Source organism: Burkholderia sp. BCC0097, assembly GCF_902832985.1.
Lineage (GTDB): Bacteria > Pseudomonadota > Gammaproteobacteria > Burkholderiales > Burkholderiaceae > Burkholderia > Burkholderia orbicola.
Genome location: NZ_CADFDM010000010.1, coordinates 269,036 through 292,255 on the forward strand (window position 1 = coordinate 269,036; position 23,220 = coordinate 292,255).

The 23,220-nt window shown below is 66.3% G+C and carries 15 protein-coding genes and 1 tRNA gene; 8 read left to right on the plus strand and 8 right to left on the minus strand.

Translation table 11 applies throughout. From position 1 onward, the window contains the following. The first annotated feature begins 43 nt into the window (after window positions 1-43). The 7 genes from HWX07_RS30210 to HWX07_RS30240 all read left to right on the plus strand — a co-directional run bounded on the left by HWX07_RS30210 (window position 44) and on the right by HWX07_RS30240 (window position 8,740). Window positions 44-1,309, plus strand: a complete 1,266-nt coding sequence (locus tag HWX07_RS30210) for an NAD(P)/FAD-dependent oxidoreductase (RefSeq protein WP_279612795.1) — start codon at window positions 44-46, stop codon at window positions 1,307-1,309. A 104-nt stretch (window positions 1,310-1,413) separates the two neighbouring features. Further along, complete coding sequence (gene rpsU, locus HWX07_RS30215) at window positions 1,414-1,626, plus strand: 30S ribosomal protein S21 (protein ID WP_006479415.1); 213 nt, start codon at window positions 1,414-1,416, stop codon at window positions 1,624-1,626. 194 nt (window positions 1,627-1,820) lie between these two features. Further along, on the plus strand, window positions 1,821-2,267 hold the full coding sequence (locus HWX07_RS30220; protein WP_006479409.1) for a GatB/YqeY domain-containing protein: 447 nt from the start codon (window positions 1,821-1,823) through the stop codon (window positions 2,265-2,267). A gap of 70 nt (window positions 2,268-2,337) precedes the next feature. Beyond that, window positions 2,338-4,209 carry a DNA primase gene (gene dnaG, locus HWX07_RS30225; protein WP_175878773.1) on the plus strand — a complete coding sequence of 624 codons (1,872 nt, stop codon included), beginning with the start codon at window positions 2,338-2,340 and terminating at the stop codon, window positions 4,207-4,209. A gap of 88 nt (window positions 4,210-4,297) precedes the next feature. Further along, entirely contained in the window at window positions 4,298-6,715 is a 2,418-nt protein-coding gene (gene rpoD, locus HWX07_RS30230; RefSeq protein WP_074803934.1) for an RNA polymerase sigma factor RpoD, read from the plus strand. 138 nt (window positions 6,716-6,853) lie between these two features. Continuing rightward, a tRNA-Ile gene (locus HWX07_RS30235) sits at window positions 6,854-6,932 on the plus strand. A 257-nt stretch (window positions 6,933-7,189) separates the two neighbouring features. Then, window positions 7,190-8,740 (plus strand): phospholipase D family protein, encoded by a 1,551-nt coding sequence (locus HWX07_RS30240; RefSeq protein ID WP_175878774.1) that lies wholly within the window; start codon window positions 7,190-7,192, stop codon window positions 8,738-8,740. A 7-nt stretch (window positions 8,741-8,747) separates the two neighbouring features. Here HWX07_RS30240 and HWX07_RS30245 read toward each other — a convergent pair whose 3' ends face one another. Beyond that, window positions 8,748-10,214: a PLP-dependent aminotransferase family protein gene (locus HWX07_RS30245; protein WP_175878775.1), complete on the minus strand. Its 1,467-nt coding sequence runs from the start codon at window positions 10,212-10,214 to the stop codon at window positions 8,748-8,750. Between the two features lie 235 nt (window positions 10,215-10,449). On the opposite strand from HWX07_RS30245, the gene HWX07_RS30250 reads away from it, so the two are divergent. Further along, the gene (locus HWX07_RS30250; protein ID WP_175878776.1) at window positions 10,450-11,100 is read left to right on the plus strand and encodes a pyridoxamine 5'-phosphate oxidase family protein; all 651 of its coding nucleotides are present in this window, start codon (window positions 10,450-10,452) and stop codon (window positions 11,098-11,100) included. 72 nt (window positions 11,101-11,172) lie between these two features. Here HWX07_RS30250 and HWX07_RS30255 read toward each other — a convergent pair whose 3' ends face one another. The 7 genes from HWX07_RS30255 to HWX07_RS30285 all read right to left on the minus strand — a co-directional run bounded on the left by HWX07_RS30255 (window position 11,173) and on the right by HWX07_RS30285 (window position 22,950). Then, window positions 11,173-12,852, minus strand: coding sequence for a DUF3300 domain-containing protein (locus tag HWX07_RS30255; RefSeq protein WP_175878777.1), 1,680 nt, complete (start codon window positions 12,850-12,852; stop codon window positions 11,173-11,175). A 457-nt stretch (window positions 12,853-13,309) separates the two neighbouring features. After that, the gene (locus HWX07_RS30260) at window positions 13,310-15,142 is read right to left on the minus strand and encodes a S53 family peptidase (protein ID WP_175878778.1); all 1,833 of its coding nucleotides are present in this window, start codon (window positions 15,140-15,142) and stop codon (window positions 13,310-13,312) included. 629 nt (window positions 15,143-15,771) lie between these two features. Next, on the minus strand, window positions 15,772-16,398 hold the full coding sequence (locus tag HWX07_RS30265) for a histidine kinase (RefSeq protein WP_226248008.1): 627 nt from the start codon (window positions 16,396-16,398) through the stop codon (window positions 15,772-15,774). After that, the gene (locus tag HWX07_RS30270) at window positions 16,398-17,090 is read right to left on the minus strand and encodes a response regulator (RefSeq protein ID WP_175878780.1); all 693 of its coding nucleotides are present in this window, start codon (window positions 17,088-17,090) and stop codon (window positions 16,398-16,400) included. The genes HWX07_RS30265 and HWX07_RS30270 overlap by 1 nt, the downstream gene beginning before the upstream one ends. Before the next feature lie 100 nt (window positions 17,091-17,190). Further along, window positions 17,191-18,621: an efflux transporter outer membrane subunit gene (locus HWX07_RS30275; protein WP_175878781.1), complete on the minus strand. Its 1,431-nt coding sequence runs from the start codon at window positions 18,619-18,621 to the stop codon at window positions 17,191-17,193. A gap of 4 nt (window positions 18,622-18,625) precedes the next feature. Beyond that, complete coding sequence (locus HWX07_RS30280; RefSeq protein WP_175878782.1) at window positions 18,626-21,769, minus strand: multidrug efflux RND transporter permease subunit; 3,144 nt, start codon at window positions 21,767-21,769, stop codon at window positions 18,626-18,628. 20 nt (window positions 21,770-21,789) lie between these two features. Next, window positions 21,790-22,950: an efflux RND transporter periplasmic adaptor subunit gene (locus HWX07_RS30285; protein WP_175878783.1), complete on the minus strand. Its 1,161-nt coding sequence runs from the start codon at window positions 22,948-22,950 to the stop codon at window positions 21,790-21,792. Window positions 22,951-23,220: the final 270 nt, after the last annotated feature.

Consider the following 23,220-nt stretch of genomic DNA (forward strand, 5'->3'; position numbering starts at 1 on the left):
GTCAACGTAACCGGAAAGTATAGCAGGCGGGGGCCGGCCGCCGCTGGCGGCGGCCCGGGCCGGATGCCGGGCAGGTACAATCCGCGCCATGGAAACTTATGATATCGCCGTGATCGGCGCGGGCGCCGCCGGCATGATGAGCGCCGCGGTCGCAGGCCAGCTCGGCCGCCGCGTCGTGCTGATCGATCACGCACCGCGGCTTGCCGAGAAAATCCGCATCTCGGGCGGCGGCCGCTGCAACTTCACGAACCTGTACGCCGGCCCCGACAACTACCTGTCGTCGAATCCGCATTTCGCGCGCTCGGCGCTCGCGCGCTATACGCCGCGCGACTTCCTCGGGCTGCTCAAGCGCCATCACGTGACCTGGCACGAAAAGCACAAGGGTCAGCTCTTTTGCGACCATGGCAGCGACGCGATCATCGACGTGCTGAAGCACGAGTGCGACGCGGGCGGCATCGCGTGGCGCCGGCCCGTCGTTGTCGACGCGGTGCGCCATGCGCCGTCCGACGGTTTCACGCTCGACACGCAGCAGGCCGGGCCGATCGGGGCGCGCGCACTGATCGTCGCGACCGGCGGGCTGTCGATTCCGAAGATCGGTGCGACCGACTTCGGCTACCGGCTCGCGAAGCAGTTCGGCCACAAGCTCGTCGATACGCGGCCCGCGCTCGTGCCGCTGACGTTCGCGCCGCAGGACTGGGCGCCGTTCGCGCCGCTGTCCGGCGTATCGCTCGAGGTGCGCGTATCGACCGGCGACAAAAAGCGCGGCGGCGAATTTGTCGAGGACCTGCTGCTGACGCACCGCGGACTCTCCGGTCCCGGCATCCTGCAGATTTCGAGCTACTGGCAGCCCGGCGACCCGATCCGCGTCGACCTGCTGCCGCAGCGCGACACGGTGGCCGATCTGCTCGACGCGAAACGCACGTCGAAGCGCCAGATCGGCTCACTCCTCGCCGAGTGGGTGCCGTCGCGCCTCGCGCATGCGTGGCTCGACACGCATCGCGTCGCGGCCGACGCTCGGCTCGCGGACCTGCCCGACAAGACGCTGCGCCAGATCGGCGACGCGCTGTCCGGCTGGACGCTGACGCCGAACGGCACCGAAGGCTACAAGAAGGCCGAAGTGACGAAGGGCGGGGTCGATACGCGCGAGCTGTCGTCGGCGACGATGATGAGCGCGCGCGTGCCGGGGCTGTTCTTCGTCGGCGAGGCGGTGGACGTGACGGGCTGGCTCGGCGGCTACAACTTCCAGTGGGCGTGGGCGTCCGGCACGGCGGCCGGGCAGGCCGCGGCCGAGTATGCGCGAGGCGCCTGACGCGCCGGCCGGCGCCGTGTTGGCGGGTTGGGGTCCGTGCCTTTGAACAATCGCTCTGCTATACTCGGTAGTCTTTCCTTGCAAACCTTTATTCGTGTCGGATCATGACGATCATTCGCGTTAAAGAGAACGAGCCGTTCGAAGTTGCAATGCGTCGCTTCAAGCGCACGATCGAGAAGAACGGTCTGCTGACCGAGCTTCGTGCGCGCGAGTTTTACGAGAAGCCGACCGCAGAACGCAAGCGTAAGAAGGCCGCTGCGGTGAAGCGTCATTACAAGCGTATTCGCAGCCAGACGCTGCCGAAGAAGCTGTACTGAACGATTGGGCGCCGCGCGGTTCGCTGAGCGGCGCACCGGGGACTCCGTGCGATCGAGTGCGATCGCGCAGCCGATCAGGCGGCGAGTCGCCGATGCCGGATTCGAGCAACCCGCTTGAGACACTGTCCCAAGCGGGTTTTTGTGTTGACGCCCGTTCGCGGGCGTCGGATTCACGTTTCCATCCCGGGTGAAAGATGAGTTTGAAAGAGCAGATCAGCGAAGACATGAAGGCCGCGATGCGCGCGAAGGAAAGCGAGCGCCTGGCAACGATTCGCCTGCTGATGGCCGCGATCAAGCAGCGCGAAGTCGACGATCGGGTCACGCTCGACGACGCGGGCATCACGGCCGTGATCGACAAGATGATCAAGCAGCGCAAGGATTCGATCAGTCAGTTCCAGGCCGCCGGTCGCGACGATCTGGTCGCGAAGGAGCAGGCCGAGCTGACCGTGCTGGGCGGCTACATGCCCGCGCAACTGTCGGACGCCGAAGTGGCGGCCGAGGTCCAGGCGGCCGTCGCGCAAACCGGCGCGGCCGGCCCGCAGGACATGGGCAAGGTGATGGGCGTATTGAAGGGCAAGCTCGCCGGCCGTGCCGACATGACGGCCGTTTCCGCGCAGGTCAAGGCCGCGCTCACGAAGTAAAACCCGTTCCCGGCGCGCCCAGCGATGCGTGCGCCGGGCATCGTATTGTCTTTTTTCGCTCGATCCCACGGTGATTCCGCATTCGTTCCTGCAGGATTTGCTGAACCGCGTCGATATCGTCGACGTGGTGGGCCGGTACGTGCAGCTCAAGAAGGGCGGCGCCAACTTCATGGGGCTGTGCCCGTTCCATAACGAGAAGAGCCCGTCGTTTACCGTCAGCCCGACCAAGCAGTTCTATCACTGCTTCGGCTGCGGCGCGCACGGCACCGCGATCGGCTTCCTGATGGAACATGCGGGGCTCACGTTCCCGGAAGCCGTGCAGGAACTCGCGCAATCCGTCGGGCTGACCGTGCCGCACGAACCGTCGATGCGCGGTGGGGGCGGAGGCGGTGGCGGCGACTATCCGGCGCCCGTGTCGAAATCGGTGGCGACCGCGCTGTCCGATGCGATGACCGCGGCGTGCGACTACTACCGCAAGCAGTTGCGCGGCGCGACCGTCGCGATCCAGTACCTGAAGAACCGGGGCCTGACCGGCGAGATCGCCGCGCGCTTCGGTCTCGGCTATGCGCCGGACGGCTGGCAGAACCTCGAGGCCGCGTTCCCGGACTATCGCGACGAGTCGCTCGTCGAGGCGGGGCTCGTGATCGTCAGCGAGAAGACCGACGCCCAGGGCGTCGCACGCCGCTACGACCGGTTCCGCGAGCGGATCATGTTCCCGATCCGCAACGTGAAGGGGCAGGTGATCGGTTTCGGCGGCCGCGTGCTCGGCAGCGGCGAACCGAAGTACCTGAATTCGCCGGAAACGCCGTTGTTCAACAAGGGCAGCGAGCTGTACGGGCTGTTCGAGGCGCGGCTCGCGATTCGCGAGCGCAAGTACGTGCTGGTCGTCGAAGGCTACATGGACGTCGTCGCGCTCGCGCAGCTCGGGTTTCCGAACGCGGTCGCGACGCTCGGCACCGCCTGCACGCCGATTCACGTGCAGAAGCTGCTGCGCCAGACCGACACGGTCATTTTCAGTTTCGACGGCGATTCGGCCGGACGGCGCGCGGCGCGGCGCGCGCTCGAGGCATGCCTGCCGCACGCGGGCGACAACCGCACGATCCGGTTCCTTTTTCTGCCGACCGAGCACGATCCGGACAGCTACGTGCGCGAATTCGGCGCGGAGGCGTTCTCCGAGCAGGTCGAGCGTGCGATGCCGCTGTCGCAATTTCTGTTGAACGAAGCGATTGCCGGCAAGGCGCTCGATCAGCCGGAAGGCCGCGCGAAGGCGCTGTTCGATGCGAAGCCGCTGTTGCAGGCGCTGCCGGCGAACGCGTTGCGCGCGCAGATCATGCACATGTTCGCCGACCGTCTCGATATCCCGTTCGAAGAGGTCGCGGCGCTGTCGGACGTCGATACGCGCATCGCCACGCCGCCGCGCCAGGCGCCCGCGCGCAGCGAGCGGCGCCGCGTGACGGACAGCGAAAAGCGCGCGTTGCGCACGCTGGTGATGCATCCGCGCATCGCGTCGCAGCTCGACGACGAACAGATTGTGACCCTGCGCGCGCTGCCGCGCATCGGCGAATTGTTCGCGGAAGTCGTCGATCATGCGCGTGCGCTGGGCGAAGGCGCGGAGTTCCGGCTGCTGTCGGATGTCCTCAGGACGTCCTCGAACGGGGCGACTTACGAGGAAATCTTCCGCGAAATTCTGGACTATGATGAAAACGTCCGCGATTTGCTGTTACAGAATCCGGACGACGAGACGGTGCCCGAGCGGCAGCGTGAGCAGGAACGGATCGCGGGGGAGGAGCTGCAGGCAGCGGTGCTCAAGATGCGCTATGACGCCTGCTGCGACCGGCTGGACAGGCTGGCGCGGCAATCCACCTTCACCCCCGAGGAACTGGCCGAATTGACGGAATTGAACCAGCAGCGAACCGACATGAAGCGTCGGCTCGGGCTGTAGGCGGCTGGGGCGCTTAGAGAGGGCTCCCCAGCGTGCTATAATATAAGGTTTCCAGCGGTTTGTTTTCCAAGCAGAGGCGAGAATCGCGATGGCAAAGACGACAGGCGGAAAGAAAGCAACAGGCAAGGGCTCGACGGAGCCGACCAAGAAGGTCACAGCGGCCAAGTCTGCTTCTTCCACCAGGACAACGTCTTCAGCCACGTCAGCCCCTGCAGGAAAGAAAACCGCGGCCGGCACTGCTCAGGCTGCGCCGGCGCCGGCAGCCAGAACACGGGCTGCCGCCAGACCCGACTCCGGGCCGGCCAAGCCGGCGGCGAAGCGGGCAAGTGCGAAAAGCGCAAGGGACACGACTGCCGACGCGGACGAAACGGCAGTACGTACTACTCATGCACCCACGGTTCAACCGGCTGTCGTCCAGCAGCCGCGAGTCGATATAGCCGGTACGGCGAACTCCATGACCAAAAAGCTGAACGAAGTATCCGTCGAAGACGACGCAAATCAGAGCGACGAGCAGCCCGCAGCCGCGGCTGCACCGGGCAAGTCCAAGGTGCGCGATCGTCGCGCCAAGGAAAAGGCGCTGCTGAAGGAAGCGTTCGCGACGAGCACGCCGGGCACGGCCGAGGAGCTCGAAGAGCGCCGCGTGAAACTGCGCGCGCTGATCAAGCTCGGCAAGGAGCGCGGCTTCCTCACGTACGCCGAAATCAACGACCACCTGCCGGACAACTTCACCGAGACGGAAGCCCTCGAGGGCATCATCGGCACGTTCAACGACATGGGCGTGGCGGTTTACGAGCAGGCGCCGGACGCGGAAACGCTGCTCCTGAACGACAACGCGCCCGCCGCGTCGTCGGACGATGAAGTCGAGGAGGAAGCGGAAGTCGCGCTGTCCACCGTCGATTCGGAATTCGGCCGCACGACCGATCCGGTCCGGATGTACATGCGCGAGATGGGCACGGTCGAGCTGCTCACGCGCGAAGGCGAAATCGAGATCGCGAAGCGGATCGAGGACGGCCTGCGCCACATGGTGATGGCCATCTCCGCGTGCCCGACGACGATCGCCGACATCCTCGCGATGGCCGAACGCGTCGCGAACGAAGAGATCCGCGTCGACGAGCTCGTCGACGGCCTGCTCGATCCGAATGCCGCGGACGCCGCCGATACGGACGGCTTCTCCGCGAAGGAAGCGGAAGCCATCGAGAACGAGGACGAGGAAGCCGAAGAGGAAGAGGAAGAAGAGGAAGAGGAGGAAGACGACGGTGCCGCGCAGGCATCGGCGAACGCCGCCCAGCTCGAAGCCCTCAAGCGCGCGTCGCTCGAGAAGTTCTCGCAGATCAGCGAGTGGTTCGACAAGATGCGCCGCGCGTTCGAGAAGGAAGGCTACAAGTCGAAGGCCTACCTGAAGGCGCAGGAAACGATCCAGAGCGAGCTGATGACGATCCGCTTCACCGCGCGTACCGTCGAACGCCTGTGCGACACGCTGCGTGCGCAGGTGGACGAAGTGCGTCAGGTCGAGCGTCAGATCCTGCACATCGTCGTCGACAAGTGCGGCATGCCGCGCTCGGAATTCATCGCGCGCTTCCCGGGCAGCGAGACGGATCTCGACTGGGCCGAGAAGATCACCGCGGAAGGCCATCCGTACAGCGCGGTGCTGTCGCGTAACGTCCCGGCGATCCGCGAACAGCAGCAGCGCCTGCTCGACCTGCAGGCGCGCGTCGTGCTGCCGCTGAAGGACCTGAAGGAAACCAACCGTCAGATGGCGGCCGGCGAACTGAAGGCGCGTCAGGCGAAGCGCGAAATGACCGAGGCGAACCTGCGTCTCGTGATCTCGATCGCGAAGAAGTACACGAACCGCGGCCTGCAGTTCCTCGACCTGATCCAGGAAGGCAACATCGGCCTGATGAAGGCGGTGGACAAGTTCGAATACCGTCGCGGCTACAAGTTCTCGACCTATGCGACGTGGTGGATCCGTCAGGCCATCACGCGTTCGATCGCCGACCAGGCGCGCACGATCCGTATTCCGGTTCACATGATCGAAACGATCAACAAGATGAACCGCATCTCGCGGCAGATCCTGCAGGAAACCGGTCTCGAGCCGGATCCGGCAACGCTCGCCGAGAAGATGGAGATGCCGGAAGACAAGATCCGCAAGATCATGAAGATCGCGAAGGAGCCGATCTCGATGGAAACGCCGATCGGTGACGACGACGATTCCCATCTCGGCGACTTCATCGAGGACACCAACACGGTCGCGCCGGCGGATGCCGCACTGCATGCCAGCATGCGCGACGTCGTGAAGGACGTGCTCGATTCGCTGACGCCGCGCGAGGCGAAGGTGTTGCGGATGCGTTTCGGTATCGAGATGAGCACCGATCACACGCTCGAGGAAGTCGGCAAGCAGTTCGACGTCACGCGCGAGCGGATTCGTCAGATCGAGGCCAAGGCGCTGCGCAAGCTGCGTCACCCGAGCCGTTCCGACAAGCTGAAGTCGTTCCTCGAAGGGAACTGATTTCCAGCGTCCCTTTTACGAACGCCGCCGGTATCCGCATGATGCCGGTGGCGTTTGTTCCCTTTGTCGTCTTTGTTGTTACAATGCCGGCCCGGCTTCGTTGCCGGGGTGGCGTGTAGCACGCTTTGCTTCTCGTCTGGGCCCCTAGCTCATGCTTGGTTAGAGCAGCGAACTCATAATTCGTTGGTGCCGGGTTCGACTCCCGGGGGGCCCACCAGATTTCATGCCGCGCCGCACTGTATCGCGGCATGCCGAAAACCCGCGATCGCGTCATGCGTCGCGGGTTTTTCTTTGGGCGGCCGCGCGGTGCGATCAGGAAAACAACGAGGGGCTGCCGCGCCGATGGCAATCGAAGTATGCTGTGGCGCGGCCGGCCTCGACGCAATACTCGCGCACGTCAGGACCGCCGATCAATGCCGCCTCCATTCGGCGGCCAGAACAAACGGATTTCACCCGGGAGCGGGGACGGCGATCATGATCAGGCTGCGTTCGTGGGGTGCGATTCTGTCGTTGCTGGTGCTTGCCGCATGCGCGAGCCTGCCGCCGCAGGCTGACCGCGCGCCGACGCATGCATTCACCGATACCGACGATACGCGCCTCGGCGTGGCGTTTCGTCAGCAGGCTGCCGCCCATCCGGGGCAGGACGCGTTTCATTTGTTGACCGATCCGGTCGACGCACTGGACGCGCGCGTGCTGCTCGCCGACCGCGCGGACCGCTCGCTGGATCTTCAGTACTACATCTGGCACGACGACCTGACCGGCCACGAACTGGCCGACGCGGTCATCCGCGCGGCCGATCGCGGCGTGCGCGTGCGCGCGCTGCTCGACGACCTCGGCACCAACGCGGACGACCGCAAGCTGCTGGAGATCAGCGCGCATCCGAACATCGAGATCCGGCTGTTCAATCCGGTGGCGACGCGCCGGTTCAAGAAGCTCGGCACCGTGTTCGAGTTCTCGCGCGTCAACCGGCGCATGCACAACAAGGCGATGATCGCGGACAACCAGGCGGCGATCGTCGGCGGGCGCAACATCGGCGACGAATACTTCGGCGCATCGTCGATGCTCGAGTTCGGCGATCTCGATGTCGTCGTTCACGGCCCGGTCGTGAAAGACATCTCGACCGAGTTCGATACGTTCTGGAATTCGCCGTATGCGTATCCGGTCGATACGCTGGTCGGGCACGATGCGGCGCCGGGCGGGCTCGATCACGAGCGCGAGCGGTTGCGCGACTATCTGAGGGCGATGGAAGACAATCCGTACGTGCTCCAGGCCCGCCAGCGGCTCGACCGGATCGTCCACGGGCAGGGTACGGAGCTGTCGTGGGGGCGTGCGACGGTGCTGTACGACGATCCATCGAAGATCGCGCACCCGCCGAAGGACAGCGACGGCCACCTGATGCCGCAGTTGCGTGCGCTTGCGTTGCAGCCCCGGCACGACCTGCTGATCGTGTCGCCGTATTTCGTGCCGGGCAGGGAAGTGGTCGAGCGGCTGCGTGCGCTCACGGCGCGCGGCGTGCGCGTGACGGTGCTGACCAATTCGCTCGCGTCGACCGACGTGGCGGCCGTGCATGCCGGCTACCGTCGCTATCGAAGCGATCTGGTGAACGCCGGCGTGCGGCTTTACGAGCGCCGGCCATCGGGCGACAAGAGCATTTCGAAGCAGGTCATCATCGGCTCGTCGCGCGCGTCGCTGCATGCGAAGACCTACGTGTTCGATCACACGAGCATCTTCATCGGGTCGATGAATCTCGATCCGCGCTCGCTGAACCTCAATACGGAGATCGGCGTTTACTGCGAGAGCCCGGCGATTGCATCGCAGGTGGCCAACGATCTGGAGGCGCGACTCGACCAGATCGCGTGGCGTGTCGAGGCGAGAACCGATGCGGCCGGCAGCGGGCGCCTCAAGTGGGTTCAGACGGATGCGGACGGGAAAGTCACCGAGATCGATCACGAGCCGGAAGTGTCCGCCCCGCGGCGGATGGAAGTGTGGTTTCTCGGGCTGTTTCCGATCGAATCGCAACTGTGAGCGGTACTCAGTGCCGCGCGCGGCGGTGCTGCTCGATGATGTCGGCGAACTGCATCGCCGCTGTTTCGATCGTCGCGTCGCTCAGCCCAGAATAGCCGAGCACGAAGCCGTTGTATCGCCGGCCGTCGCCGATGCAGTAGCTGCTCAGCGGTTGGAGCCGCAAGCCGCGGGCGGCGGCCGTGCGCGCGACGTCGGTATCGTGCAGCGGCACCGCGAGATCCGCGGAAAGATGCATGCCGCCGGGGCTTTCCCGCACGCTCAGCGATGTGCCGAGATGGCGGGCGAGCGCCGCTTCGAGGCTGCCGCGCCGCTCGGCGTAGAGCGCCCGCATCTTCCGCAGGTGCCGCGCAAACAGGCCGGTATCGATGAATTCGGCCATCGCCAGCTGGTCGGCCGAGTGGCCGCGATGGACGAGTTCGCGCAGCGTGCTCGTGAAGCGGTCGACCAGCACCGGCGGCACCACCATGAAGCCGAGCCGCAGGGCCGGAAACATCGTCTTGCTGAACGTGCCGAGATAGCACACCGGTGCATCGGCATGCAGGCCCTGGATCGCGGGCAGCGGCTGGCCGCCGTGACGGAACTCGCTGTCGTAGTCGTCCTCGATGATCCACGCGCCGCATGCACGGGCGTGCTCGACGAGCGCCGCGCGGCGCCGCGGGCTCATCAGTGCGCCGAGCGGGTACTGGTGCGACGGTGTCGTATAGATCAGCCGGGGCGGGTGGGTGCGCCACTGCACGTCGGTCGGCGCCATGCCCTCGCGATCGACCTCGATCGGCACGGGATTCAGGCCGGTCGACCGGAACGCGGTTCTCGCGCCGTTGTAGCAAGGGTTCTCGAGCCAGCCGTATTCCCCCGGATTCGCCAGCATGCGCGCGCAGAGTTCGAGGCTGCTCTGCGTGCCGTCGGTGATGAACACCTGGCCCGTGTCGCAGCGCACGCCGCGCGACACGCGGATGTACGCGGCCACCGCGCGCCGCAGTTCGGGCAGCCCTTCGACCGGCCCGTACGCCAGCCGGGCGGGCGTGATGGTCTTCCACGCGCGCTCGATGCAACGACGCCACTGGGCAACCGGGAATTCGTCGAGGGACGGGAGGCCGGGGACGAACGGCAGCATGCGTTCGGGCTCGGGATCGGCGTTCTCCAGCCCGTGCACGCGTGCCGACAAGTGAACCGGCGCGAGGTCTTTTTCATTGCCGACGCTCGAGCGGCCGGAGCCGTCCCATAGCGTGATCGTGCCGTTGCGCGTGGCCGCCACGAAGCCTTCCTCGGCAAGACGCTCGTACGCATAGACCGCGGAATTGCGCGCGATGCCCAGCTCGGCCGCGAGCACGCGCGTCGACGCGAGCCGCGTGCCGGGCGGGAGGTGCCCGTCCAGCAGCATGTTGCGCAGGCTCCGGTAGAGGGCCTCCTGCCGACTATGCGTTGTCGCGCCGTCCTGTCTGGCAAGCGACGAGATGAGCAGCGCGAGATCCATGGGCTGGTTCCAGAAATTTTCGTTGTGCTGGTTCTTTCGAAGAGGCCGCGCGCATCGTATCGTTCACGTTCTCGCGGGGCAGGCCGGTAACGCGCATTTTCAGCGATCGGCGCGACTTGCGGGATGCGCGTATTTTGCTCGATTCGACGAGCGACTGTCGATGGGCCGGGCAGCCACGCGCTCATGCACGGATACGGCACGATGCCGAATACAATTCATTTTGCAGTACAGATAGATGAACGAACAGATCGGTCTCTCTTCCACACCGCGTACGACCATTCGCCGCCTGCCTGAACTGGCGAGCCGCGATCGCACGATGCTCCACCGCATCGTGGACGACGCGTACGTCTGTCACATCGCATTCGGCGACGGGCAAAACACGCACTGCATCCCGACCGCGCACTGGAGAATCGGCGATGCGCTCTATATCCACGGGGCGAACGGAAGCCGGATGGTCAAGGCATTGTCGGCCGGCGTGCAGGCTTGCGTCGCGATGACGCTGCTGGACGGCCTCGTGCTGGCCCGATCCGCCTTCAACCATTCGATGAATTACCGATCCGCGGTGATCTACGGGCAGTTCGACGTGATCGAAGGCAGCGCGGAAAAACTCGCCGCGCTGGATGCGTTGATGGACAAGATCGCGCCGGGCCGCAAGCATGAAGCGCGGCCGGGCAATTCGAAGGAAATCAATGCGACCAGCGTGCTGCGGATTTCGATGGTGGAAGCGGCCGTGAAAGTCAGCGATTCGCTGCCGTCCGACAAGGAAGAGGATCTCGGGCTGGCGGTGTGGGCCGGGATCTTGCCGCTGAAGACGACGCGCGGCGTGCCGGTTCATGCAGACGGCGACGTGGCGGTGCCGGACTATGTCCGGAATTGGGCCGATTGAAGGGCGTGGCGGCGCGTGGCGTGACGGCCCGTATCGCGCCCGCGTCGCCGAGATGCCTGCGTGTCGTGCCTTTTATCCGGGCCGATGTTCGCGCGATTCGTGCGGCGGGTGCGACTCGGCCGGATGCGGCGCGTGCGCATGCTCGGGCGCTGCCTGCCGAGGCTGCGGTGCCGCGTGTTCGTGCGGCGGCGCTTCGGGGTGCGGCTGCATCTCCTTGCGTTGTTGCTGTTGCGCCGCCTCGCTCCGCTGCTGTTGCCGGGCCTCGTCACGTTGCTGCGCTTCCACGCGTTGCTGCTGTTGCGCTTCGTCACGCTGCTGCGCCTGAGCGTGTTCCTGCTGTTGGGCGGCATTGCGTTGCTGCAGCGCTTCGCGCTGCCGGGCCGCGTCGTGTCGCTGCATATCCGCGCGTTGTTGCTGCTGTTGCTGCGCCGCCGCGCGAGTCTCCTGCGCGGCAGGTTCGCGCTGCATCGCCTGCTGCCGCGTGTCGTGCGTCGCACCGGGCGGATGCGGCACGGGCACCTCGGCATGCGGCGCATTCGCGCGATGCTGCGCGAATGCTTCGGGCGCGGGTCGTGCACCGGGGCGCGCGTCGTTTGCACCGAAATGCGGGATCGTCATCGGCGCGGCACCCGGGCGCTGCTCCATGGCCTGGCCGTGCATCGGCTCCGCGCCCGGCCGGACCGTGTTGCGCTCGATCGTCGTGTTGTTGGTGGTGACGTTGCCGCCGTAGTTGTTCGTGATGCGTGTGTTGCGGATGTTCGTGATGTTGTTGATCACCGTGGTCGACTTCGTCACGTAGGTGGTGTGGTTGTACACCACGGCCGGACGCTGCCAGCCGCCGTGCCACGCCGGGCCTTCGCGGGGCGGTGCGCCCCAGTTCACGCCCCATGCGTGCCAACCCCAGTCGTGATGCCCGAAGATCGCCGCGCCGACGGCGATGCCGACGCCGAACGTGATCAGGCCGGCCGTGACGACTTCGCCGGTGCTGTAGACGGGCGGCCGATACACATAGCCGGGATAGGACGAAACCGGCTCGCCGTAGACGACGGTCGGGTTGTACGACGGCACGTACACGACATCGGGCTGCGCGGGTTCGATCTCGATCGCCTGCTCGGGCGGCGGCACGATCGCCGGCCCGCTGTAGACCACCGGCGCGTCGGTGGCCGGCGTGTAGCCCGCCGGCGCGGCCTGCGCGACTTGCGTGACCCGCATCTGACCGCTCGAGCGCAGATGGCCGGATTTCTGCGCGCGCTGGCGCATCACCTGGATCGCATTCATCACGTCGGTCGGATCGTTGTAGTACGCCTGTCCGAGCGAGGTGGTCCAGGCCGGGTTCGACGCCATTTGCGACAGCACCGCGGGGAACGCGGTCAGCGCCTTGACGGACGGGTCCCACGGCTGCGCGTCGGCGGCGCTCGCGAGCGCCTGACCCTTCAACGACGGATTTTGCGTCACCCATGTATTGGCGGCCGTTATCTGGTCCGGATACGTTGCGCCCGCGAGCACCAATGCGACCAGCTTGTCGGGGAACAGCGCGATCGGCGCGACCATCTGATAGAGCTGGTCGGCACTCGGCGGCGTGTACGCGACGGGCGTCGACGCGGGCTGTGCCGCCGAGGCGGCGCTCGCATCGCTGGCCGGCGCGGCGGCGCTGCTGTCGTCGTGCTTGCAGGCCGACAGGCCGAGCAGCGACACGATGACGGACGACGCGATCAGCGTCCTGACGGGGCGGTGTGCACGGGTGTGATTCATGTTGTTCGTTCGGTGTGGTGGCAGCGTTGGCAGGCACGCGGGCCGCGCGATCGGCTCGAACACCGTGTCGCGACCGTCCGCGCAGGTTCCGGTGGCATCGGCCGGAGCGGGCGGCTGGATCGTGTTCGCATGGTGGTTGTCCCGCGACGAATCGATACCTTTAGTTAAACGCACGATACGCGCGGAAGTTGTCGCGGCGTTGTGTAACAGTGTGTGTACCTTGCAGTCCGTAAGTGGACACGCGGGCACGCGGTAACCGACGTGAAAGTTGTTTGCGCAACGATTGCAAGGTTGGGGCGCGCGTGACGCTCGCTGCGCGCGGCGACTGGGCGCTGAATGCAGAAAACCCGCGACGGCTTCGCAGCCTTCGCGGGTTTCTTCAACGCGATGGGTCGGGTACGGCGCCTCGGCGCGCGCGATGCGTCGCGCTCCCGCACCCGGTTCGGTCAGCGATTCATCAGCGCGCGAAATCCGACGTGCTCTGGATGAACGTATTCAGCTTCGAGATGTTCACGCTGCCGAAGCCCGTCGTCGCATCCCAGCCGGCCTTCGCCTTGTAGCCGTAAGTGCCGCTGCCGTTGTTGCCGGACGTGACGTCGTGCAGCAGCGCCGCGTTGGTCGGGAAGTACTTGTAGATGCTCGACGCGGGGAACCCGAGCGCGTTGTTGTTGGCCGACTGCAGCCGCGCCCAGATGCCCGTGAAGATCGGCGCGGCGAGGCTCGTGCCGCCTTCGTTGTTCAGGTATCCCGAACCCCACAGCGTGTCCGACGTCTGGCCGTTCACGACGAGAATCGCACCCGTGCGCAGGTCGGCGTCGAAGCCGACGTCGGGCAGCGCGCGCTTGGTCGAGCCGGTGAGGGTCGACGACTGCCACGTCGGCGCGGCCTCGTACTTGCTGTACCCACCGCCCGTCGACCACACGGTGCCCGGCTGCCAGCTCGGATCGTTCCAGACGATCTCGCTGTTGTACGCATTGGTCGACGTATTGGTGAACAGCGTCGTGCCGCCCACCGCGATCACGTACGGCGACGTGGCCGGCTCGCTCACCGTGTAGGTCGAGCGCGACGGCGTGCCGCTCGCGCATTCGTACGCGCCGTGGTCGCCGGCGGAAACGGAGAAGGTTTGCCCTTGCGCGACCGCCTGCTTGAAGATGGTGTCGTCGGTTGCCTGCGAGCCGGTGCTGTTCGCGGACGATTCGCACACGCCGAGCGACACGTTGATCACCTTCGCGACGTTGTCGGTCACGGCCTTGTTGTACGCGGCCGTGATCGCGGTGAGCGTCATCGACGGCGCGACGTAGAACACGACCTGCTTCACGCTGCCGCCGGCCGTGCCGACGATCGACTGGCTGTCGAGGTTCCATTCGACGGTGCCGTCGGTGTCGGTGTACGAACTGCCGGCCGGGCCCGTCTTCACGATGCTGCTGCTGATCGTGCCGAGGCCGTTGTTCGCGGCGAACGTATTGAGGTCGCTCACCGTCTGCGACAGGTCGCCTTCGGAGATGATGCCGACCGTGGTCTGCGAGGCCGTCGGCGTGCCGTCGCCGCCGTAGATCGACGAGAACTCGGTCGGGTTGTGCGGCACCGCCGACGCGCCGGCCGGGATCGTCAGGTTGCTGGTGTTGCCTTGCGGCTTGCTGCCCGCGCCCGTATGCACGAGCTCGACGTTCTGCAGGCCGAGCACCGCGCCGACGACGTTGCCGATCGCGTTCGGCACTTGCGCGGCGTCGGTGTTCGCATAGACGCTGCGGCCGTTGCGCGTGAAGCGCTTGAGGGTCGTGCGGAACGCGGACTGGACGGTGCCCGCGGTGCCGGACGCGGAGACCAGCAGCCGGTTCGGCGCGACCACGATATTCACGAAGCCGGCCTTGCGCAGGTGGGCGACAACGGAGGCGACCTGCTGGTCGGTCGGCGCATATTGCGCGGCGAATTGCGCAGGCGTGAGGAACTGCCGGTAGTGCGGCGAGCCGGGCGTATGCAGGTCGCGCAGGTACTGGTCGAGCTGTGCTTCGTTGCGCAGGTTCAGCCCGAGCACGATGTCCACCGATTCGCCGGGCGCCATCTCGATGGCAGAGGCGGCCGCGGCTGCCGTGCTCGCCGCGGGCGCGCCGGCCGTACCGGCTTCGTTCTGCTGCACGAGAGGCAGGAAGCCCTTGGTGCGCGTTTCCGTCCAGCCGGCCGCGGGCGCGGCATGGGCGGTCGCCATGCCGAACGTCGCGGCTGCTGCGGCGGCGAATGCGAGTTTGACGATGCGAATGTGCTTTTGATTCTTGTTTGCAACCTGATTCATTTGAATTACCCCTCCGGTTGAACAACGAACGGCACGAACAACAACGGTCGACAGCGGTGCGGGTCATGCACCGCCGCTTTCTGTCGCATGCGGGCGGATGGCACGGACGCGACAGGGCCTTTCGCCCGATCCGGAAAGCGGTTTTTCTCCGGAGGCGAAATACGGAAAACGCGGTAACGGGAAAGCTGCGCCGCAGGGCGGGGCAGTCGCGCCGGAGTCGGCGCGGGCGGGATTGCTAGAGCAACAGCTTCGTTGTCCTGCTCATTTGATTCGATCCTTCGGCCCGCTGCCGGATGGCAGCCGTCCATTGAAATGCATCGGGATACTGCACGCGCCGGCGGGCGAACGCATCATTCGGCGGCGCGTACTTCGGTGCAGCGGAAGCGAAAAAACGTGGAGCGGAATCGTTTGCGTGGCGGGCAATCCGTCGGATTGCTTGCATCGGACGGTATCAAGAACGAAAGCGCGGTGTCAAACTTTTTTTGATTATATGAAATAAAATTAAATCGAATAAGCCGCAATGATTTTGAAAAGATCGGCAGTGTTTTGTAATGTTCGAAGCCGGTAACGCAGGTAATACCGAAAGCGACTCGCCGATCCTTTCCGATGCGTATTGAAACGGCCGTTCGTTATCGAGGAAATGTTCGAATCGCCGGCGCCTGTCGTTCGGTTGCCTGAAGGTCTTCGACGCACCGGAACAGCGCGTCGACATGCTGAAGCAGCGCGTCGCGCGAGGAAGCGTCCGCATCATCGGTGGCGAGCGCCTTGATGGCGTCGAGCCGGGTTTCGAGTTCGGCGAGCTGTGTGCGCGTGACGCGACTGCTGCTGGCGACGGGGGCTGTCGCATCGGAAGGATTCGTGGATTTCATTGAGTGAGTCATCGCATTGAAGTGCCCGATGAAACGCGACAGGTCGGCCGGGCAGCCGTCGCGGGAAACCGTGCGCGCCGACGGATCGCCGGCCACGATCCGGCCGGCGGTGTCCGCCATGGCGTCGAGCGTCGCGAGCATGCGGCGGAGCAGCCTGAACAGGTCGAACGCGGCGGCCAGCAGGCAGACGAACAGCGCCGTCGCTAGCACCAGGTAAGTGGACGCATTGCGGAGCATCGCGTCGGCGCTCGCGTCGTGCGGCAATGCGGCCGGCGCATGCAGTGCTGCGTGGACGACGAACGCAACGGTGCAGACGAGCAGCACGACGACGATCGCGGCGAGGCCGATCGCCTGCCCGATTTGCCGACCGGGCCTGGCCGGCAGCATCACTGCACGCCCCGCAGCCGGTAGCCGACGCCGCGCATCACTTCGGGCATGCCCGGTGCGCCGGCCTGTTCGAGTTTCTTGCGCAGCCTGCAGATGTGGCTGTCGACCGTGCGTTCCAGCGCGCTGACGTCGGCCATGCACGCGTCGAGCAATTCGCCGCGTGTGAACACGCGGCTCGGCGATCTCGCCATGTGCGCGAGCAGCCGGAACTCCGTCAGCGTCAGCGTGATCGGCACCTCGGTGCTGGCTGTGCGCACGCGGGTCAGATAGCTGTCGGTGTCGATCTCCAGGTCGCCGACGCGCAGCATGCGCGTGGTCGGCGGCGCGGCCGACCGGCGCAGGATCGCGCGCAACCGCGCGACGACCTCGGCCGGGTTGAACGGCTTGACGATGTAGTCGTCCGCGCCGGCGTGCAGTGCCTGCAGCCGGTCGAGATCGCGATCGAACGCGGTGAGGACGACGACGGGCGTGTTGTCGCGCCGTCGCAGTTCGTCGAGCACGTCCCAGCCGTTCTTCTGCGGCATTTTCACGTCGAGCAGGATCAGGTCCGGCTTCAGGTGCGGCTGCATGTCGAGCACCGCTTGCCCGTCGGCGACGCGGTAGGTGCGAAAGCCGTCGTGTTTCAGGTACGCATCGAGGATGTCCGAGATGTCGGGCTCGTCTTCTGCAATCAGTATCAGGGAATTCGTCATGGAGTGTGCCGTGCTGTGTCGAACAATCGGGGCGGCTCGTTGCCGGGCCGGAGCGCGCCGTTTCGCCACGCTGTGCGCGGGACGGAACGGCGCCGTTCGTTCAGTTCTGCATCGTGCGCTTCGACGGTGCGACGTCCTGGTCCGTCAGGCCGCCGCCGAGCGCCTTGTACAGCGCGACGGCATTGCCGAGCTCGCTGCGGCGCAGATCGAGGAGCGCCTGTCGTGCCGCATAGAGCTGGCGCTGCGAATCGAGCAACTCCAGCCGCCCCTCGACACCCGCGCGATAGCGCAGGTTCGACAGGTCGGTGCGGCGTTCGGCCGAGCCGACCACACGCGTTTGTGCTTCGATTTGACGGCCGAAGGTTTCACGTCCGGCGATGCCGTCGGCCACTTCGCGGAACGCGGCCTGGATCGCGCGTTCGTACTCGGCGACCGCGCTGGACTTGCGCACTTCCGCGAGACGCAGCTCGGCACGCAGCCGCCCGCCCTGGAAGATCGGCACCGTGACCTGCGGCGCGAAGCTCCATGCGCGCTGCCCGCCGTCGAACAGGCTGCCCATCGCCGGGCTGAGGAAGCCGATCGACGACGTCAGCGACAGGCGCGGGAAGAACGCGGCGCGCGCGGCGCCGATGTCTGCATTCGCGGCGACGAGATTTTGTTCGGCCTGCTGGATATCCGGGCGACGGAACAGCAGTTCGGACGGCAAGCCGGCCGGCAGTTGCGTCATCACCGGTTGCTGCTGAAGCGGCAGCGGCTCGGGCAGATCCTTCGGCAGCTCGGTGCCGATCAGCAGGCGCAATGCATTGCGTGCCTGCTCGACGGCGCGCGTGCGCGCTTCGAGATCGGCCGTCGCGCTCGCGACCTGGCCTTCGGCCTGCGCGATGTCGACGCCGCTCGCCTGATGCGCCTCCTTCAGGCGGCGCGCGAGATCGAGCGACTGCTGCCAGTCGGCGAGCGTGCGTTCGGACAACTGGCGTTGCTCGTGCGCGAGGCGTTCCGCGAAGTACGCGTCCGCCACGCCGCCGACGAGCGAGATCTGCACCGCGCGGCGGCCGTGATCGGTCGCGAGGTAGCGCGCGAATGCCGCATCCGACATTGATTTCACGCGGCCGAACAGGTCGATCTCGAACGCGCTGATGCCGACGTTCACGCCGTACTGGTTCTGCGTCGCGCCGAACAGCGGCGGATTCGACTGCGTGTCGTCCGACGTACGCTGGCGTGTGAAGCTCGCACCGGCGCCGATCGACGGCAGGCGCGCGGAACGCTGGATGCCGTACTGCGCTTCGGCGGCCTCGACGTTCAGCGCGGCCACGCGCAGGTCGCGATTGTGCTCGAGCGCGAGCTCGATCAGGCGTTGCAGGCGGCGGTCGCCGAACATCGTGCGCCAGCCGAGGTCGGCGGCGTTCGCGTCGGGATTGGCGGCAGCGGCGGCGGTGTAGGCCGTCGGCACCGGCATCGACGGTTTGACCAGCGTGGGCGCCAGCGAGCAGGCCGACAGCGCGAGGACGAGGGGAAGAATAAGCAATCGCATGGCATCAACCTTCCTGTTCGTGAGTCGGGGAAGCCGGCTGCTTGCGGGAAGCCCGCCACGCGCCGATACGCTCCTGGATACTCATCACGAACACAAAGAAAACAGGGACGAAGAAAATGGCCAGCACCGTGGCGGTCACCATGCCGCCGAACACGCCGGTGCCGATCGCGTGCTGCGTTTCGGCGCTGGCGCCGGTCGCGATCATCAGCGGCACGACGCCGAGGCCGAACGCGAGGGAGGTCATCAGGATCGGGCGCAGGCGCAGCTTCGAGGCCTGCACCGCCGCTTCGATCAACCCCTTGCCTTCCTCGCGCAACTGCTTCGCGAACTCGACGATCAGGATCGCGTTCTTCGCGGACAGGCCGATCACGGTGATCATCCCGACCTTGAAGAACACGTCGTTCGGCATCCCGCGCAACAGCACCGCGCCGATCGCGCCGATCAGGCCGAGCGGCACCACGAGCATCACCGACAGCGGGATCGACCAGCTTTCGTACAGCGCGGCGAGCACCAGGAACACGACGATCATCGACAGCACCATCAGCATCGGTGCCTGCGACGCCGACTGGCGTTCCTGCAGCGACTGGCCGGTCCACTCGACCGCGAAGCCCGGCGGCAGTTGCGCGGCGAGCCGTTCCATCTCGGCCATCGCCGCGCCGCTCGACTGGCCGGGCGCCGCGTTGCCGGCGATGCGCGCGGACGGATAGCCCTTGAAGCGCACCATCTGCAGCGGCGTGTCGGTCCATACGGGGCGCACCACCTCGGACAGCGGCACCATGCCGCCGGCCGCGTTGCGCACGTACAGCTTCATCACGTTGTCGATCTGCATGCGTGCCGGCGCATCGGCCTGGATGATCACCTGCTGCATGCGGCCCGCGTTCGGGAAGTCGTTCACGTAGGTCGAGCCCATCGCGGTCGACAGCGTGTCGCTGAGCGTCGTGAACGACACGCCGAGCGCCTGTGCCTTCGCGCGGTCGATCTCGAGGCGGATGCTGGTGCCGGCCGGCAGGCTGTCGGGGTACACGCCGGTCACGACCTTGCTTTGCGCGGCGAGTTCGAGCAGCTTCGCTTCGGCCGCCTTGAGCGCCGCCGCGCCCTGGTTCGCGCGGTCTTCCAGCCGCATCGAGAAGCCCGAGCTGTTGCCGAGTTCGTCGATCGCCGGCGGCAGCAGGCTCATCACCGTGCCTTCGGTCACGCCGGCCATCGCCTGCTGCGCGAGCATGCCTTCCTCGATCGTCGACGCGCCGCCACGGTTTTTCCAGTCCTTCATCACCGACCAGTTGATCGCCGCGTTCGAGCCCTGGCCCGAGAAGCCGTAACCGATCACGGAAATGCTCGACTGGATTGCCGGACGCGAAGCAAGATGCTTCTCCAGCGTCTTGACCACGTCGTGCGTACGCTCGGCGGTAGCGTCGGCGGGCAACAGAAAGCTGGTGATGAAGTAGCCCTGATCTTCATCCGGCAGGAACGACGACGGCAGGCTGCGGAAACCGAATACCAGTGCGCCCGAAATCGCGACGAACACCAGCATCACGCGGCCCGTGCGACCGACCAGGCGGCCGACGCGCGTCTCGTACCATTGCGTCAGGCGATCGAAGCGGCGGTTGAACCAGCCGAAGAAGCCGCGCTTCTCGTGATGACCCGGTGCGAGCGGCTTGAGCATCGTCGCGCACAGGGCCGGCGTGAGCGTCAGCGCCAGCAGCGCGGAGAACAGGATCGACACGGCCATCGACAGCGTGAACTGCTTGTAGATCACGCCGACCGAGCCGCTCGCCATCGCCATCGGCAGGAACACCGCGGTCAGCACCAGCGTGACGCCGATGATCGCGCCGGTGATCTCCTTCATCGCCTTCGACGTCGCGTCCTTCGGCGACAGTCCTTCCTCGGCCATCAGGCGTTCGACGTTCTCGACGACGACGATCGCGTCGTCGACGATGATGCCGATCGCGAGCACCATGCCGAACATCGTCAGCACGTTGATCGAGAAGCCGGTCAGCAGCATCACCGTGAACGTGCCGAGCATCGCGACCGGCGCGACGATGGCCGGGATCAGCGTATAGCGCACGTTCTGCAGGAACAGGTACATCACGAGGAACACGAGCACCATCGCCTCGAGCAGCGTGTGCAGCACTTTCTCGATCGAGATCTTCACGAACGGCGACGTGTCGAGCGGGATCGAGTAGCTCATGCCGGACGGCATCGACTTGCTCAGTTCGGCCATGCGCGCACGGATCGCCTCTGCCGTTTTCACCGCGTTGGCGCCCGGCGCGAGCTGTACGCCGGCGAGGGTGGCCGGCTTGTTGTTCTCGCGGCTCACGAACGTGTAGTTCTGCGAGCCGAGTTCGACGCGGGCGACGTCGCCGAGCACGACCTTCGAGCCGTCCGCGTTCGCGCGCAGCACGACCTTCGCGAACTCTTCCGGCGTCGTGAGCTGACCTTGCGCGGTGAGCGGCACGGTCACGCGCTGGCCGGCCAGCGCGGGCAGCGCACCGAGGCTGCCCGGTGCGATCTGCACGTTCTGCTGGCCGATCGCGGTCGTCAGGTCGCTCATCGACAGGCCGAAATTGATCAGCTTCTGCGGATCGACCCAGATGCGCATCGCGCGTTCCGAACCGAACTGCAGCACACGGCCGACGCCGTCGATGCGCCGCAGTTCCTCGGAGACGCTGCGCGCCATGTAGTCGGCGAGCGCGCCTTCGTCGAAGCGGCCGTTGTCGGAACGCAGGCTGACGATCATCAGGAAGCCGGACGACGCGGATTCGACGATCAGTCCGTTCTGACGCACGGCGGCGGGCAGGCGCGGCTCGACCGACTTGATCTTGTTCTGCACGTCGACCTGCGCCATCTCCGGATTGGTGCCGGGCTTGAACGTCACGGTGATCTGCGCCTGGCCCGAGGTATCGGCCGACGATTCGAAGTACAGCAGGTTCTTGACGCCGGACAATTCGCGCTCGATGAGGCTCAGCACGCCGTCGTTCATCGTCTGCGGCGTGGCGCCCGGGTAGCTCGCGGTGATCGTGACGGACGGCGGCGCGACCGACGGGTAGCGCGCGACCGGCAGTTGCGGGATCGCGATCAGCCCCGTCAGGATGATGAAGAGCGCGATCACCCACGCAAACACCGGGCGTCGGATAAAGAATTCAGCCATGGCTGTAGGCTCCTCGTGACTCAGTGCGCGGACGCGGTGGCAGCCGCGTCAGGCGACTTCCAGTCGGTCGCGGCAGCCGGCGCGCCGTCGGTCAGGCGCTCCATGCCTTCGACGACGACCTTCTGGCCGGCCTGCAGGCCCGACTTGATGCGATAGCTGCGGTTCGTCAGTTCGCCGACCTCGACCGCTTTCAGATGAGCGGTACCTTTCGCGTCGAGCACCCACACCTGCGGCTTGCCGCCGGCGCGCACGATGGCCTGTTGCGGCACCATCACGGCGTTGGCGTAGTGCGCGCGCGGAATCCGGGCACGCACGTACATGCCCGGCAGCAACTGGCGTTTCGGGTTGTCGACCAGCACGCGCAGCAGTACGTCGCCGGTGCCCGGATCGACGTTGACGCCCGAGAACAGCATGCGGCCCTTTACGTCGTAACGCGTGTCGTCGTCGCGCAGCACGTCGACCGGCAGGCCGTTGCTGGCCGACGCTTGCGGCTGCGAGGCAAGCGCGTCGCGCAGCGCCTCGAGCGAGGCGGCCGGCTGCCGCACGTCCACGTAGACCTGGTCGATCTGCTGGATGCGCGCCATCGGCTGGCTGTCGCTGCTCGACACCAGCGCGCCTTCGGTCACGAGCGCCTGGTCGATGCGGCCGGCGATCGGCGCTTCCACGGTCGCGAACTTCAGATCGAGCTGGCGGCGCGCGAGCGTCGCGCGGGCCTGCGCGACGTCGGCCGCGGCCTGGTCGCGTTGCGATACGGCGTCGTCGTACACCTGGCGGCTGATCGCGTCGGCCTCGACGAGCGGCTTGAAGCGCGCGGTCTGCACCTTCGCGCGCTCGAGCGCGGCCTGCGCGCGCTGCAGCGAAGCGGCGGCCGTGTCCATCTCCGCCTTGAACGGCGCCGGATTGATCTGGAACAGCGGCTGGCCGGCGCGCACTTCGGTGCCTTGTTCGAACAGCCGGCGTTGCACGATGCCGCTCACCTGCGGCCGGATCTCGGCCACCCGCACGGCCGCGACGCGGCCCGGCAGGTCTTCGGTCACGTCGACGCGCGTGGCGGCCACCGTCATGGCCGCGACCGGGGTGGCCGGTGCGGCGGCCTGCTGCTCGGACGGCCCGCACCCCGCCAGCATTGCCGCCACCAGCGCGCATACGGCGCCGTGGCAGCATCGTTTCTGATTCTTCATAGCGACTCCAGGAAGCGCAGGCAGCCCACTGCCTGCTTTGACGGGGCGGAGTGTGCTTGGATTAGTTTGGGGCTTTGATGCGGAAAGATGGAGATTCGATGGAGGCGGCGAAAGGCGCCGAAAGGAGGGGGTGAGCCGAAGCGGAATGCTCGGACGAACAGGGTGCGGCGCGGCGTCGGGCGAGCGGTGTTTCGGCTCGATGTGCGTGTCGGCTCGCGCCGGCTCGCGCTGGTGGTTAATGATCGAGCCGGCGGGGGGAGGCGGGGAACT

Excerpts from the sequence above, each read along its gene's own strand:
- rpsU (WP_006479415.1), top strand. The coding sequence starts at position 1,414 with ATGACGATCATTCGCGTTAAAGAGAACGAGCCGTTCGAAGTTGCAATG.
- HWX07_RS30220 (WP_006479409.1), top strand. The coding sequence starts at position 1,821 with ATGAGTTTGAAAGAGCAGATCAGCGAAGACATGAAGGCCGCGATGCGC.
- rpoD (WP_074803934.1), top strand. The coding sequence starts at position 4,298 with ATGGCAAAGACGACAGGCGGAAAGAAAGCAACAGGCAAGGGCTCGACG.
- HWX07_RS30240 (WP_175878774.1), top strand. The coding sequence starts at position 7,190 with ATGATCAGGCTGCGTTCGTGGGGTGCGATTCTGTCGTTGCTGGTGCTT.
- HWX07_RS30245 (WP_175878775.1), bottom strand. The coding sequence starts at position 10,214 with ATGGATCTCGCGCTGCTCATCTCGTCGCTTGCCAGACAGGACGGCGCG.
- HWX07_RS30250 (WP_175878776.1), top strand. The coding sequence starts at position 10,450 with ATGAACGAACAGATCGGTCTCTCTTCCACACCGCGTACGACCATTCGC.
- HWX07_RS30255 (WP_175878777.1), bottom strand. The coding sequence starts at position 12,852 with ATGAATCACACCCGTGCACACCGCCCCGTCAGGACGCTGATCGCGTCG.
- HWX07_RS30260 (WP_175878778.1), bottom strand. The coding sequence starts at position 15,142 with ATGAATCAGGTTGCAAACAAGAATCAAAAGCACATTCGCATCGTCAAA.
- HWX07_RS30265 (WP_226248008.1), bottom strand. The coding sequence starts at position 16,398 with ATGCTGCCGGCCAGGCCCGGTCGGCAAATCGGGCAGGCGATCGGCCTC.
- HWX07_RS30270 (WP_175878780.1), bottom strand. The coding sequence starts at position 17,090 with ATGACGAATTCCCTGATACTGATTGCAGAAGACGAGCCCGACATCTCG.
- HWX07_RS30275 (WP_175878781.1), bottom strand. The coding sequence starts at position 18,621 with ATGCGATTGCTTATTCTTCCCCTCGTCCTCGCGCTGTCGGCCTGCTCG.
- HWX07_RS30280 (WP_175878782.1), bottom strand. The coding sequence starts at position 21,769 with ATGGCTGAATTCTTTATCCGACGCCCGGTGTTTGCGTGGGTGATCGCG.
- HWX07_RS30285 (WP_175878783.1), bottom strand. The coding sequence starts at position 22,950 with ATGAAGAATCAGAAACGATGCTGCCACGGCGCCGTATGCGCGCTGGTG.